Annotated in this window: 12 protein-coding genes; 3 read left to right on the top strand and 9 right to left on the bottom strand. The window is 65.6% G+C overall.

The features are described 5' to 3' along the window. Positions 1-47: 47 nt before the first annotated feature. From NS355_RS00235 to NS355_RS00225, 3 genes are read right to left on the bottom strand one after another with little or no spacing between them, the layout of a single operon-like run. A complete protein-coding gene (locus NS355_RS00235) occupies positions 48-827 on the bottom strand; it encodes a LysR family transcriptional regulator (RefSeq protein ID WP_058743821.1) in 780 nt (259 codons plus the stop codon). Next, positions 824-1,222, bottom strand: coding sequence for a Co2+/Mg2+ efflux protein ApaG (gene apaG, locus NS355_RS00230; protein ID WP_058743820.1), 399 nt, complete (start codon positions 1,220-1,222; stop codon positions 824-826). The genes NS355_RS00235 and apaG overlap by 4 nt, the downstream gene beginning before the upstream one ends. Beyond that, complete coding sequence (locus NS355_RS00225) at positions 1,219-2,427, bottom strand: trans-sulfuration enzyme family protein (protein WP_058743822.1); 1,209 nt, start codon at positions 2,425-2,427, stop codon at positions 1,219-1,221. The genes apaG and NS355_RS00225 overlap by 4 nt, the downstream gene beginning before the upstream one ends. A 134-nt stretch (positions 2,428-2,561) precedes the next feature. On the opposite strand from NS355_RS00225, the gene NS355_RS00220 reads away from it, so the two are divergent. Then, positions 2,562-2,867, top strand: coding sequence for a hypothetical protein (locus tag NS355_RS00220; protein ID WP_058743819.1), 306 nt, complete (start codon positions 2,562-2,564; stop codon positions 2,865-2,867). 139 nt (positions 2,868-3,006) lie between these two features. Here NS355_RS00220 and NS355_RS00215 read toward each other — a convergent pair whose 3' ends face one another. Continuing rightward, positions 3,007-4,866, bottom strand: a complete 1,860-nt coding sequence (locus NS355_RS00215) for a glycoside hydrolase family 35 protein (RefSeq protein ID WP_058743818.1) — start codon at positions 4,864-4,866, stop codon at positions 3,007-3,009. Positions 4,867-5,135: 269 nt separating this feature from the next. Then, positions 5,136-6,479, bottom strand: a complete 1,344-nt coding sequence (locus tag NS355_RS00210) for a methyl-accepting chemotaxis protein (RefSeq protein ID WP_058743817.1) — start codon at positions 6,477-6,479, stop codon at positions 5,136-5,138. A gap of 171 nt (positions 6,480-6,650) precedes the next feature. Here NS355_RS00210 and NS355_RS00205 point away from each other — a divergent pair, with 171 nt between their 5' ends. After that, positions 6,651-7,895, top strand: a complete 1,245-nt coding sequence (locus NS355_RS00205; RefSeq protein ID WP_058743816.1) for a phospholipid carrier-dependent glycosyltransferase — start codon at positions 6,651-6,653, stop codon at positions 7,893-7,895. A gap of 83 nt (positions 7,896-7,978) precedes the next feature. Here the strand turns inward: NS355_RS00205 and NS355_RS00200 are convergent, their stop codons facing one another. Genes NS355_RS00200 through recO form a run of 3 tightly spaced genes read right to left on the bottom strand, consistent with a single transcriptional unit; the run spans position 7,979 to position 10,916 of the window. Continuing rightward, the gene (locus NS355_RS00200) at positions 7,979-9,079 is read right to left on the bottom strand and encodes a glycosyltransferase family 2 protein (RefSeq protein WP_058743815.1); all 1,101 of its coding nucleotides are present in this window, start codon (positions 9,077-9,079) and stop codon (positions 7,979-7,981) included. A gap of 5 nt (positions 9,080-9,084) precedes the next feature. Then, the gene (leuB, locus tag NS355_RS00195) at positions 9,085-10,128 is read right to left on the bottom strand and encodes a 3-isopropylmalate dehydrogenase (protein ID WP_058743814.1); all 1,044 of its coding nucleotides are present in this window, start codon (positions 10,126-10,128) and stop codon (positions 9,085-9,087) included. Positions 10,129-10,184: 56 nt separating this feature from the next. Next, positions 10,185-10,916: a DNA repair protein RecO gene (recO, locus tag NS355_RS00190; protein ID WP_058743813.1), complete on the bottom strand. Its 732-nt coding sequence runs from the start codon at positions 10,914-10,916 to the stop codon at positions 10,185-10,187. A 217-nt stretch (positions 10,917-11,133) separates the two neighbouring features. Between recO and NS355_RS00185 the strand changes: the two genes are divergently transcribed. Further along, the gene (locus NS355_RS00185; RefSeq protein ID WP_084787404.1) at positions 11,134-12,336 is read left to right on the top strand and encodes an aspartyl protease family protein; all 1,203 of its coding nucleotides are present in this window, start codon (positions 11,134-11,136) and stop codon (positions 12,334-12,336) included. 16 nt (positions 12,337-12,352) lie between these two features. On the opposite strand, the gene uvrC is transcribed toward NS355_RS00185, so the two are convergent. Then, positions 12,353-14,272, bottom strand: coding sequence for an excinuclease ABC subunit UvrC (gene uvrC, locus NS355_RS00180; protein WP_058743811.1), 1,920 nt, complete (start codon positions 14,270-14,272; stop codon positions 12,353-12,355). Positions 14,273-14,506 lie beyond the last annotated feature (234 nt).

Here is a 14,506-nt window from a genome sequence, read left to right as displayed (position 1 = left end):
CCCTCCACCATGCTGCGCATGGTCCCTCTCCCCGTGCCGGGGAGGATTCAGCCCCCCAGCGCCTCGACCAGGGCCTTGACCTTTTGCTGACGCCATTGCGGCAGCGGGGCGACCAGCCAATATCCCATGCGCGAGGGCACTGCCTCGCCGGTGGCGACCACCCGGCCCTCGGCCAGGTCGCGTTCGGCGAGCAGTTGCGGAACGATCGCCCGGCCCAGCCCGGCCGCCACCGCGTCGATCGCCAACCCGGCATCGGTCACGCGGACCAGCGGCGTTCCCTCTTCGGGCGCGCCCGGCCAGGCGATCAGTGGCGCGTCTTCCGGACCGATCGCGATCATCCCGTCCGACTCGATCGCCTCGCCCTCCAGCCCGCCGGGTCCGTCACCCCAGCGGATGGCAAGATCCAGATTGGCCTCGGTGAAGTCCAGCCCCTCGTCCGAGGCAATCAAAGAGAAGCGCAGGTCCGGGTCGCTCGCGGCGATGGCGGCGAGGCGCGGCATCAGCCACTTCTCGGTCACATCACGCGGCGCGGCGATGGTCAGCGACTTGGACGACTGGCCTGCCTGCATGGCACGCACCGCATCCTCGAATTGCAGGAAGCCCGCGCGCAGAGGGGCCAAGCCAGCCTCCGCCTCGGGGGTCAGTTCCAACCCGCGCGTCGTGCGGCGGAACAGGACGACGCCCAGCGTATCCTCCAGAGCGCGAATCTGCTGCCCGACCGCCGCCGGGGTCACCGCCAGTTCGTCGGCGGCGCGGGTGAAGCTCAGATGGCGCGCAGCGGCGTCCAGCACGCGCAGGCCGTTGAGCGGCAGATGCGTCCGCTTCATGTCTCCACCGCCGGGGCGATGAGCGCGAAATGCGGGATGGCCACGTCGAAGGTCACGCCGTCCGCGCCGACCATGCGATAGCTCCCCTGCATCGCGCCGCTGGTCGTCGCCAGCGGACAGCCCGAGACATAGTCATAGGATGCACCGGGCTGGATCACCGGCTGTTCGCCGACCACGCCCTCGCCCTCGACCGAATGGCGCGCCCCCCGCGCGTCGGTGATGATCCAGCGCCGGGTGAGAAGCTGGACCGCCTGCCCGCCCTCATTCTCGATGCGGACATGGTAGGCCCAGAACCAGCGCCCGCGCTGCGGCTCGGACTGTTCGGGCAGATAGCTGACCGACACGCGGACCGTCACCGGCCCGGTGGTCAGCGCATGGGGAAAGAGCGCCTTCACAGACCCACGACGCGGAGCGCCTGGTCGAGATCGTCGATCAGGTCGTCCGCATCCTCCAGCCCGACATTCAGGCGCAGCATCCCCTCGCCGATGCCCATCTCGATCCGCTTTTCCTCGGCAACACCCGCATGGGTGGTCGAGGCGGGGTGGGTCATCAGCGAGCGCGAGTCGCCGATATTGTTGGAAATGTCGATCAGTTCCAGCGCATCGAGCAGGCCGTGCGCCTGTTCGCGACCGCCATCGAGTTCCAGCGCGAAGATGCTGCCGCCCGCCTTCATCTGGCGCATGGCGAGCTCATGCTGCGGATGGCTGGGCAGCGCCGGGCACAGCACGCGCGGCACGCGGCCCTCCAGGAAGGTCGCGACCTTCAGCGCCGACTCCGACTGGCGATGGATACGCAGGTCCAGCGTCTCCAGCCCCTTCAGCACCACCCAGGCGTTGAACGCCGACAGGGTCGGCCCGGTGTTGCGGGTGAAGGGCAGCAGCGTGTTGGTGATGAAGTCCTCGGTCCCGCACACCGCGCCCGCCAGCACGCGGCCCTGCCCATCCATCATCTTGGTGGCGGAATAGGCGGTGACGTCCGCGCCGAAATCCATCGGCCGCTGGAGCGCCGGGGTGGCGAAGGCATTGTCGACCACCGTGGTGATGCCGCGCTCGCGCGCGATATCACAGATCGCCTGAAGGTCGGCCACGTCCATCGTCGGGTTGGCGGGTGTCTCGAAGAAGAAGACCTTGGTCTCGGGGCGCACCGCGTCCAGGAACGCCTGCGGGTCGCGCGCGTCGACGACCGTCGTGGCGATGCCGAACTTCGGGAGCAGCGTGTCGGTCAGCCAGCGGCACGACCCGAATGCTGCACGCCCGCCAACCAGATGGTCGCCCGCCTGCAACTGGCAGAGCAGCACCGCGGTCATTGCCGCCATGCCCGACGCCATGGTCCGGCACGCCTCCGCGCCTTCCAACAGGGCGATACGCTGTTCCAGCATCTCGACGGTCGGGTTCTGGAGGCGGGAATAGGTCATCCCCTCCTGCTCGCCCGCGAACCGTGCCGCCGCGTCCCCTGCCTTGTCGTAGCAATAACCCGAGGTCAGGAAGAGCGCCTCGGAGGTTTCGCCATATTCGGACCGCGCGGTGCCGCCGCGCACGGCCTGCGTCGCGGGGCGCCATTTGGAGGTGATCGAACGGTCCTGGCCAGTCTTGCGCTTCATGCCCGTCCATTTGCCGGTCCGGCGGGCGGGGTTCAAGGATATTCGGTCAAGCACCCGATATGTCAGCGTTACGCCAGCGGAACGGAAAAGCGCCCGTTCCGGTTGTACCCCCGATCCAAACAGGGAGAATGAGCATGAAGATCCGCATTGGCCTGTTGATGGCCGCCAGCCTCGTGTCGCTGTCGGCATGCAACAGCAAGGGCACCGATAAGCTCGCCGAGAATGTCGAAAAGGCCGCCGATAACCGCGCCGACAGTATGGAAGACCAGGCCGACGCGCTGCGCAACCAGGCCAAGATGCTCGACAAGCGGGCCGAAAACACCCGCGACTATGCCGAGGATCGCGCCGATGCGATCAAGGCCGCCGACGTCAACGCCGCCGCGATGAGCCCGGAGCAGCGCGAGGCGGTCATCGACAACCAGGCGGCGGCGGTTCGTTAAGGTTGATCCTCCCCGGCACGGGGAGGTGGCAGCGCATCGCGCTGACGGAGGGGGGCTTCCTTACAGGACACCCCTAGCGGAAAGCCCCCTCCACCATGCTTCGCATGGTCCCCCTCCCCGTGCCGGGGAGGATATGTCGTTACTGCGCCTCTCGATGGTTGGTCACCTTGCCGTAGATCGGCTTGGCCACCGTCGTCAGCGTATCGCTTGCATCGCCGGTCAAGTCGAAGAACAACACCCGGTTGGCCCCCGCCTTCAGCCACGGCGCAGGCGTATAGAGCGTGTGGACTGGCCCGATGCTCCAGAAGCGACCGAGATTATGGTCGTTCAGCCACAACTGCCCCTTATGCGCGCCCCGCATGTCGAGATAGGTGTCGCCGGGCTTCGCCACCGTCATCTCCGCCTCGTAGAAGCAGGGGCCGGTGCACGGCTTGGCGGACAGCTTCAGGGTCGCCAGATTGTCCATCGGAAGGCGGAACATCTGCCAGTCGCGGAGCGGCTGCCCCGCCAGCGTGACCGCGCCGGTCAGGCCTGCCTGCTCGGTACGGATCGCATGGGAATAGTTCACCCGCCCGGTATTCTCGACCAGGATATCCAGCGTCGCGGGCTTGGCGCGCGCAGGCAGTTCCACCGTCTCCTGATCCAGCCGCCGGTCGAGCGTGCCGACCATTGCCTTGTCCAGATAGATCTGCGCATAGCTATGCATGCCCTTGAGGGTCAGCGTCTGCGCAGGCCCCGCCGGAACGGCGACCCGGTAGAGGACATAGCCGAAATTCTGGTCGAGTTCCTCGAACGTCTTCGGCTGGGCCGCCCGAACCGGTGCGGGCAGATTGTCCCAGAGCGACGCGCTGCGCCGCACCGCCGATACCGGGAAGGTCGTCGCGACCGTGGGCGTGGGCGCGGGTGCGGCGGGCTTGCCCGTCACCTCCGCGATGGCGGCGGCGATCAGGCCGTATTTATAGCGCGGATTGCCCGCCTCATCGATCGGCGCGTCATAGTCATAGCTGGTGGTGTCGGGATGATAATCCTTGCCGGTGTGCGAGTCCGCCCCGTTCATCCAGCCGAAGGTGGTGCCGCCATGCACCATGTAGAGCGAGATCGAATAGCCGCGCTTGAGCATATAGGCCATTTCCTCGGCCTCTTTCCTGCCGTCCGTCTCGTGGTGCTCCTCGCCCCATTTGTCGAACCAGCCCGCCCAATATTCGCCGACCATGCGCAGGCCGTCGGGGCGATAGGCCTCCAGCTTGGCGACGGAGCTCTGCGCGCCGCCCGAACCGAAATTGACGACCGAGGGCAGGTTGGGCAGCGAACCCTTGGCCAGATCGCCGCCCTGGTTGCTGGTGAACAGGATGCCGTCACCCAGCCCGGCCCGCTTGTAGCTCGCCTCCAGCCCGCGCAAATAGGCCTGGTCGTCGCCGAACGCGCCATATTCGTTCTCCAACTGCACCGCGACGATCGGCCCGCCATTCTTGAGCAGCAGCGGCTTCACCTCCTGACCCAACCGCATCAGCCAGCGATCGACGGCGGCGGTATATTTGGGATCGGTCGAGCGCAGGACGAGGCTGCGATCCTTGAGCAGCCAGGACGGATAGCCGCCCAACTCCCATTCGGCGCAGACATAGGGTCCGGGGCGCAGGATCACGTCCAGCCCCTCGGCCTGGGCATCGCGGATGAAGGCGACGATGTCGTTCTGGCCGCTGAAATCATAGACGCCCGGACGCGGTTCATGCGCGTTCCAGAAGGAATAGGTGGTGATGGTGTTCAGCCCCATCGCCTTGGCCTTGCGCAGGCGATCGCGCCAATAGGCGCGCGGGATGCGGGTATAGTGCATCTCGCCCGAGATCACCTGATGCGGCTGGCCGTTGCGCAGGAAGCCCTTGCCCTTCACCTCGAAGGTCCGGGGCGGGCCGTCATTGGTGACCGGGCTTTGTGCCGCCAGGGGCGAAAGCGCGGTCGCTGCCAGAATTGCGCACAAGGTCGATCGAACCGCTCGCGTCACATCACTCTCCCGTTCATTCTGTCGCGTTCACACGGACGGGATTTAGGACACATCGCATCCCGCCCCCGCTTCAAAGCCATGGGTGCCATGCGGGACAGGGTTTCGTCAAATTGTCTGACGAATGAACGACCTTTATCCTCCCCGGCACGGGGAGGGGGACCATGCAAAGCATGGTGGAGGGGGATTTGCCGCAAAGGACGTCCCGTGCGGAAGCCCCCTCCGTCAGCGCTTCGCGCTGCCACCTCCCCGTACCGGGGAGGATTTGCAAGTCACGCCGCCTTCCACATCGGCTGCGCCATAGCGGGGGGCTGGGTGCCCAGGCGGAAGCGACCGACCTGATCGGTCATCGCGCTCGCCTCGTTGACCATTTCGCGGGCGGCGGCGGAGGCTTCCTCGACCATCGCGGCATTCTGTTGCGTCACCTGGTCGAGATCGCCGATCGCGATGGTGATCTGCGACGCGCTGCTCGCCTGTTGCTGGGACGCATTGGCGATGTCGCCGATCAGGGTGGCCATCTCGCTGACCTGTGCGGCAATGCGCTGCAGCGTCGATCCGGCGGCATCGACTTCCTGTACGCCCGAGCGGATCTGCGCGTCCGAGGCTCCGATGCGGCTCTTCACATCCTTGGCGGCATCGGCCGAACGCTGTGCCAGCGCGCGGACTTCGCTGGCGACCACGGCAAAGCCCTTGCCCGCGTCGCCTGCCCTCGCCGCCTCGACGCCCGCATTCAGCGCCAGCAAATTGGTCTGGAACGCGATACCGTCGATCACACCGATGATCTCGGAGATTTCGTTCGAGGTACGCTCGATCCCGCCCATCGCGTCCATCGCGCGCTGCACGACGACGCCGCTCTGCGCCGCATTCTCTTGCGCCGAGGCGGCGACCTGCGCGGCTTTGTTGCCGAACTGCGCGGTTTCCTGGATCGCGGTCGTCACCTGGCGCATCGCGGCGGCGGTTTCCTCCAGCGAGGCGGCCTGATGCTCGGTCCGGCGGGACAGGTCGCCCGCGGCCCGGCCGATTTCCAGCGCGGCGCTCTGCACCCGACGCGAGGACGAGTCGATCGACTGAATCGATCCGCCCAGCATCTGCGCGGCCTCGTTGAAATGGAGGCGCAGCGGTTCGTAATCGTCGCGGAACGGCCTGGCGATGCGATGAGTCAGGTCGCCATTGGCGATGCGCGACAGCCCGTCGCCGAGCTGGTTCACCATCTCCATCGTCTCGCCCATATCCTGGATCAGGACCAACACATCCTGCGGCGTCGCGATATGCGCGGGGATCAGGGTGACGAGGAAGCGCTCCACCGTGCCCTTGGGGTCTTGGTTGAGCCATTCGAATCGGGCAAAGCCGTCCCGCAGCGCCTGGGCGACCCGCTCCCCGATATGCGTTTCGGTCGGGCGGCCATCCGCCTGGCAAGGAGCGGAAAAATCCAAAGGGTTATGGCCCAGCACCTCGGACAGGCGGCGATGATAAATCCGCTCGGCGGCGGCATTGCCTGCTATGAACTTGCTGTCCGACAAGAGGAGCATGGCATCGGGCGAATGTTCGAACACCGCCAGCGCCAGCCGATCCCCCAGGCTCACATCCTTCTTGCCGAACAAACCCATCGCAGCCATCCGCCCATTGTCTCTAGCGGTCCGGAGTCGAAGGCGTATCGGCCATCAAATCCGTCCATGACGTGCCGACCTAACGAACAAGTCTGAAGGATCGGTTAGGGATGTTTTGTATCGGCATCGCCTACCAAAAAAGCATTTGTCCGTCTTGGGCAGGTCGGCCATGACCATGACATGCGTCGCCTGCTCGCTCCGCTTCGTCATCCCGTTCCGGCGTTATTATCATTGCTGATCGCGGCACAGGCTTTGTTCTGCTGGCGGCTGACCATGCCACCCACGCTGGTCTTCGACGAGGTTCATTACGTGCCCGCCGCGCGCACGCTGCTGGCGCTGGAGGGACCGGTCAATATCGAGCATCCGCTGCTCGGCAAGATTTTGATCGCGGCGGGCATGTTGATGTTCGGCGACAATGCGGTTGGCTGGCGCGCCTTGTCCACGGTGGCGGGGACGGCGATCGTCGGCGGCGTCTTCGCCATCGTCTGGCTGATGACCCGGCGGACGCGCGCAGCGGCCATCGGGGCGCTGCTGACCATGTTGAACTTCATGGTGCTGGTGCAGGCGCGGATCGCGATGCTCGACGGCTTCGTGGCCGCGTTCGTCGTGCTGGCCGTCGCGGCGATGGCCTGGGCGATGCGCGGGAACGCCGTGCGGAGCCGCTGGCGATGGACGCTGGGCGCGGTGCTGCTGGGCCTCGCGGTCGGGGTGAAATGGGCGGCGGTGCCCTATCTGGGCTATGCGGCGATCGGCTTTGTCCTGTTGAAACGGCAGGACCCCAGCCGCTGGCCGGGGCTGCGCTGGTGGTCGGCCTGGGGGCTTCTCGGTCTGGGCGCGGGATTGGCCTATGCGGCGACCTTTGCACCGGCCTTCTTCTACGTGCGCGAGCCGATGACGCTGGCGGGGCTGCTGCCCTTCCAGCTGGAGATGTACGCCCGCCAGACCCAGGTCCTGCCGCCGCATCATTACCAGTCGGCTTGGTGGAGCTGGCCGGTGATCGGGCGGCCGATCTGGTATTTCTACGAAATGGCCGAGGGCGCGCAGCGGGGCATCTTCCTGCTCGGCAATCCGGCGGTGATGTGGGGCGGGCTGGTCGCGGTGGCGGCGTGCGCACTCGGGTGGCTGCGGACGCGCGAGGTCCGGCTGGGCGTCGCGGCGGCGCTGTGGATCGGCGGCTTCGCGGTCTGGGCGATCATCCCCAAATCGCTGGGCTTCTATTATTATTACTTCCTGCCCGCGATCTGGCTGTCGGTCGCGCTGGCGGTGGCGATCGACCGCTGGCGGACGTGGTTGCGCGATTGGGACGAGGCCTATCTGGTCGCGGTGACGTGTCTGTTCGTGTATTTCTACCCGATCCTGACGGCGGGGGCGCTCGCGGGACCGCGATCCTTCCTGCGCTGGACGTGGTTTGTCGACTGGCGGTGAGGTTTCCCCCCTGGCCTTCGACTTCGCTCAGGCCGAACGGGGTTCAGGGACACATGGCCGTTCGCCCTGAGCGAGGTCGAATTCTAATACCGCCCCCAGACGAACCGCGACGACAGCGCATAATTCCACACCGCGCCCACCAGCACACCGATCAGCGCCGATACCGCCCACTCATTGGCACGCGCATCGTGCAGGAAGGCCGCCACGCCGACATTGGCGATCGCCCCCACCGCGCAGACCAGACAGAAGGACACCCAGCCGTCGAGCAACGGCTTGAACCCGGTCAGGCGCCGGTCGCGATAGGTCAGCGCATTGTTCAGGAAGAAGTTGAACGTCATCGCCGCCGCCACCGCGACGATCTGGCTGGCCAGGAAGGTCGCGCCGAGCAGGACGAAGAACAGGCTGAGCACCGCCATGTGCACGCCCACGCCCAGCACCCCGATCGCCGAGAACATGGCGAAGCGCACCGGCACCACCTTGCCGAAGCGGCGGTCGTACAGTGCGATCAGATATTCCATCGCCACGACATGATCGAGCTTCGACTCGCCCTCGGTCCGCAGTCGGAAGACATAGGGCATTTCGGCGGCACGTAACGGGCGCGGCGACGCGCTCATGATGTCGAGCAGGATCTTGAACCCGATCCCCGACAGATGCGGCACGGTGTCGCGCGCCACCTGCGTGCGGACCATGAAGAAGCCGCTCATCGGATCGGACAGGTTCACGTTCAGCACACGCTGCGACAGCTTCGTCGCAAAGGCCGACTTGGCCACCCGGTCGCGGTCCCAGTCCCCCGTCCCGCCGCCATCGACGAAGCGCGAGCCGACGACGATGTCGAGATCGCCTTCCGTCTGCAACCGGTCGAGCATCTTCGGCAGCAGCGTTTCGTCATGTTGCAGATCGCCGTCGATCACCGCGACCATCGGCGCGGCGGTGGCGCACATCCCTTCGATACAAGCCGAGGACAGGCCACGCCGCCCGATCCGCTGGATAACCCGGACGCGGGAATCGACTTTCCCGATCTCGCGCGCGGCGTCGGCGGTCCCGTCGGGACTGTTGTCGTCGACGAAGATCGCCTCCCACCGCCGCCCGGCCAGCGCCTGGTCGAGCTTGGCGATGAGCACGGGCACATTGGCACGCTCGTTGAAGGTCGGGATGACGACCGCGAGTTCGAGGAGCGCGCTCATGAGCGTCAGAGGCGTTCGAGGATCGCGTCGGCCATCGCGCGGGTTGACAGGCTGCCGTCCAGATCGCCGGTCCGCGCGCCCTCACGGATCGCCCCCGCCACCGCCGCGTCGATACGATCGGCCGCCTCGGTCAGGCCCAGCGAATGGCGCAGCATCATCGCCGAGGACAGGATGGCGGCGCACGGATTGGCCTTGCCCTGCCCGGCGATATCGGGGGCAGAGCCATGGATCGGCTCGTACAGCCCCTTGCCCGTCGCCCCCAGCGCGGCGGAAGGCAGCATTCCGATCGAGCCCGCGCACATCGACGCCTGGTCCGACAGGATGTCGCCGAAGAGATTGCCGGTCAGGATCACGTCGAACTGCCCCGGATCGCGCACCAGCTGCATCGCGCAATTGTCGACATACATATGGTCGAGCGCGACGTCGGGGTAATCCTTCGACACCTCGATCACCACGTCGCGCCACAGCTGCGAGGTTTCCAGCACATTGGCCTTGTCCACCGACAACAGGCGGCGGCGGCGGCGCATCGCGGTCTCGAAACCGACGCGGGCGATGCGCGCCACTTCCTCTTCGTCATAGCGCATCAGGTCATGGCCCTCGCGCAGCCCCGCCTCGGTGGTGCCGCGCCCCTTGGCGCCGAAATAGACGTCGCCGGTCAGCTCGCGTACGATCACCATGTCGATGCGCCGCGCAATGTCGGGACGCAGCGAGCTGGCATCCTCCAGCCCCTCGAACAGCCGCGCGGGGCGCAGGTTCGCGAACAGGCCGAACGCCTTGCGCAGGCCCAGGATCGCCTGCTCCGGCCGATGCGCGCGCTCGAGATTGTCGAAACGCGGATCGCCGACCGCACCGAACAACAGCGCATCGGCGCGGCCAGCCACTTCCAGCGTCTCGGGCGGCAGCGGGTGCCCAGCGGCTTCATAGGCCGCTCCGCCGACTTTGGCTTCCTCGAAGGTCAGGCCCAGGTCCAGCGCCTCCAGCACGCGCCGCGCTTCCGCCGTCACTTCCGGGCCGATGCCGTCACCGGCGAGGATCGCGATCAATGCCATGGCTGGCCCCTTGTCCTGTCTATGTTCGGAGCGCCCTTTGCCTTAGCCGACGGTCCTCACGCAACCGCCCTTTTGAACCGATCGAACAACCGCGTGCGCGCGGGCATCGGATCATTGCGCAGGCCCACCAGGATATCGCGCGCCAAGAAATGCGCGGTGATCCGCCCGGCGGCAAAGATATCCGGCCAGTCGGCCACCCCGCCCTCGCGCAGGAAATTGGGGAGCGGAAACAGCTTCGTCTCATAACCGAAGGCCGCCCCCACCGACACCGCCGCCCCGCTCTTCGGGCTCACAAAGGCCAGATCGTCCGTCCCCCCGGTGACCGTGCACCGCTCCAGATCGAGCCCGAAGCCCAACTGCCCCAGCAGCAACAACTCGTACCGCACCAACGCCCCCGCCCAGCCACGTGCCGAGGGCGCCGACTCGATCGCGGTCAGCACCGCGTCGAGCGCGTCGTAAAGGACGGGATAAGGCTGCTCCTCGGGCAGCGCGGCGGCGGTCAGCGCGCACAGCCACTCGATCCCGGCAGCGGCCAGCGGCTCGCCATGCAGCCCCGCGCGGCTATGCCCCGGCTCGATGGTCAGCGCGGCAAGTTGCTCCACCGTCCGCGCCCGCCACTCGCCGACGATCCCGTTCCCCGGTTGCAGCACCGGCCGTAGCGCCCGCGACCGACCGCCCCGGACATAGCCCGCCTGCACCCCATCCTCGCGAGTCAAAGCCCGCACGATCGCCCCATGCTCGCCATGCGGGCGGACCGACAGGATGATGGCGGGGGCGACCCGGTGCATGGGAAGGGATGTAGGGGGGAATGGGGTAGGATGCTATGTCCAAGAAACAGAAATCAGCTTTTGGCAAGACCACGCATGTGCCGCAAAGCAACGCCACCAGCACTGGTAAAAATTTTTAGGCCACGGCGCTTTTCAGCTTGCTCGAATGACCCGCGTCACGTCACCATTCTTCAAAGCTGTCTCCACGAAAGACTGCAAAAATGGGTAGATCAGTGAAATGATTTTGGGCTTCGTAAAAATATCACTGACTTGGACAGCATTGCTCACAGCTTCCGTAGCAGCGCTTCCGACGCAAGAAGCCCCTTCAACCCTGCCCGCAACGTTCACCGATCGCCCGGTTTTCTGGATACCTGATACAGGATCGGGATGGACAGAGTTTGATCAGAAAAGCGATATCATAGTCATTCCCGTCGTCTTGAACGGCCACCCTACCAAGGCGATGATCGACACGGGCTTCGATCAACTTGCTGTAAGCAAGGCCTATGCCGACGCCCATCACCTACCCCTGACACCTTGGGCAAAACCCGACAGTGTCGGTGGACCCACGCAATTTTACACTACGCCTTCCGTCACTTTGGATGTCGGCGCAATTCGCACCACAAAGCCGGGCGCGGTTACCGTCGTGGACCTCAGCCGCCTGAACGCTACGGGACTTGCCGATGTCGAGGTGGTGATCGGCCTGCCCATACTCGGCATCTTCGAATGGCAGGTCGATCAGGATCATCATCGTTTCCGATTGCTAAGCAGCGGATCGATCCCGATCCCCGACGGCATTCCGATCCGGGTGGGGCCGAACAACTCCCGGCTGGTCACCGACGTCTCGATCAACGGCCATTCCGTATCCCCCACGATGATCGACACCGGCTCCGACAGCGAGGTGTCCATTTCGCTCGCTGTTGCCGAGCGGACGAGATTCAAACCGCAGACAGATATCGCATCGGTCGGTGCCGGAGGCATGGTCGTCCAACCCCTTGGCCGACTGACCGATTTTACGCTCGGGGCATACAGGGTTTTGGATGCCTATGCGACGGTCGAGCACGCAAACTGGTGGGGAGCGAAAGAGATGCGGGCTTTGATCGGCATGGGCGTGCTGCGGAACTACAATGTGACGGTCGACCTGACTGCGGGACGGATGCTGCTGCAACCACGGGTGCCGCCGTTAAAGCCAGCCTATCGAAGCACATCCGGCATACAGGGATATACCCGGAACGGACGACTATCGGTTGCCCATGTCATGAGCCGATCGCCAGCGGCCGCCGCCAAGCTGAAACCGGGTGACGAGATATGCTCCATCAATCATAAGGCCGTTTCAAAAGACCTGGTCGAAGATTATTTTGCTCATGCCGCCCCGGGAACCAAACATCTGCTGACACTCTGCGATGGCACATCGCGAACCATCACATTACGCAGATTTTACTGACGGCGGCGGTACGCCCTCACCGACTATGGTAAAAGTCATAGACCTGCTGCGCGACCGCCTGGCTGACCCCCGGCGCTTTCCGCAAATCCTCCAGACTCGCATTGCGCACCGCGCGCCCCGTGCCGAAGTGCATCAGCAGCGCCTTTTTCCGGGCCGGGCCGATGCCGGGCACTTCATCCAACGGGCTGGCGCCCATCGCCTTGGCGCGCTTGTCGCGGTGGGCGCCGATCACGAAGCGGTGAACCTCGTCGCGTAGCCGCTGGAGGTAGAAGAGCAGCGGCGCGTTGACCGGCAGCATCCGTTCGCTGCCGTCCATCATGTGGAAGACCTCGCGCCCCTCGCGGCCGTGATGCGGGCCCTTGGCGACGCCGACCAGGCAGACATCCTCGATGCCCAGATCCTCCAGCACCGCCTTGGCCGCGTTGAGCTGGCCGCGTCCGCCATCGATGAGCACCAGGTCGGGCCAGGTCGCGTCGTCACGATCCGGGTTCTCCTCCAGCTGGCGGGCGAAGCGACGGCGGAAGACTTCGCGCATCATGCCGAAATCGTCATTGGTCGCCGCCTCGTTCCCCTTGATGTTGAACTTGCGATACTGGCCCTTCTGGAAACCCTCCGGCCCCGCCACGACCATGGCGCCCAGCGCATTGGTGCCCTGGATATGGCTGTTGTCGTACACCTCGATCCGCTGCGGCGGTTCGGACAGGTCGAAGAAGTCGGCCACTTCGCGCAACAGCTTGGCCTGCGTCGTCGACTCGGCCAGCCGCCGGTCTAGCGCCTCGACCGCGTTGCGCTTGGCCTGATCGAGCAGGCGGCGGCGGTCGCCGCGCTGCGGCACGGTCAGTTGGACCTTATACCCGGCCCGCTCGCCCAGCGCCTCGGTCAACAACTCGCCCTCTGGCAGGTCGCGGTCGAGCAGGATCGTCTTGGCGGGCGGCACCTCTTCGTAGAATTGGCTGAGGAAGCTGGTCAGCACCTCCTCCTCGGGCACATCGGTGGTGTGCGCGGGGAAGAAGCTGCGATGCCCCCAATTCTGGCCGCCGCGGATAAAAAAGGCCTGGATGCCCATCACCCCCTCGCGATTGGCCAGCGCGAAGATGTCGGCGTCGCCCACGCCTTCGGCGTTGATCGCCTGCGTGCCCTGGATGAAGGTCAGCGCCTTCAGCCGGTCGCGCAGGATCGCGGCCAATTCGAAGTCCATCGCCTCGGCCGCCGCCTGCATCTGGGTGCCCAGCTTGGCCTGGACCTGGGTCGACTTGCCGCCGAGGAAGTTCTTTGCATCGGCGACCAGTTCGGCATAGGCGGCCTCGTCGATCCGGCCGACGCATGGCGCGGAGCAGCGCTTGATCTGATAGAGTAGACACGGCCGGTCGCGGCCCTTGAAGAAACTGTCGGTGCAGGAGCGGAGCAGGAACAGCTTTTGCAGCGCGTTCAGCGTGTTGTTGACGCTGCCCGCACTGGCGAAGGGGCCGTAATAATTGCCGACCGCACGCCGCGCCCCGCGATGCTTCTGGATGCGCGGAAAGTCATGGTCGTTGCGCAGCAGGATGAAGGGGAAGCTCTTGTCGTCGCGCAGCAGGACGTTGAAGGCGGGGCGGTAGCGCTTGATCAGCTGCGCCTCGAGCAGCAGCGCCTCGGCCTCGTTGTTGGTCGTGACGATCGTCATCGACCGGGTCTGCGCGACCATGCGTTGCAGGCGCTTCGGCAGGCGGTCGACCTGGGTGTAGTTGGCGACGCGGTTCTTCAGCGCGCGGGCCTTGCCGATATACAGGACGTCACCGCGCGCATCCTGCATCCGGTACACGCCGGGCCGAAGCGGCAGCGTCGCCAGCACGTTGCGGATCGCCGCCACCCCCGCCTTCAGATCGGGCGCATCGGCACCGCGCAGGGTGAAGGTGGATTTCTCTTCGTTGAAGCGGTCGACGGGAGGCTCGGACATTAAGTGCGATTTAGGATCGCCGAAGGCGGACCGCTACCCTGTCAGGGTGTTTGGTTCACGCGAAGCCGTGAAGACCGAAGGTTTTTTGTTCGCGCAGAGGGGCGGAGGGAGCAGAGAGCGTCGGGAGACGGTGCTTTTTTCTCAGCGCTCTCTGCGCCTCTGCGCGAACCACCTTCTTCGTGTCTTCGCGCCTTCGCGCGAACCTCATTTCACCCCTGCGCGAACAGCTTGGTT

This window comes from Sphingomonas yabuuchiae (assembly GCF_001477495.1).
In the GTDB taxonomy this organism is placed as follows: Bacteria; Pseudomonadota; Alphaproteobacteria; order Sphingomonadales; family Sphingomonadaceae; genus Sphingomonas; species Sphingomonas yabuuchiae_A.
This window is presented reverse-complemented; position numbering and strand designations above follow the sequence as displayed.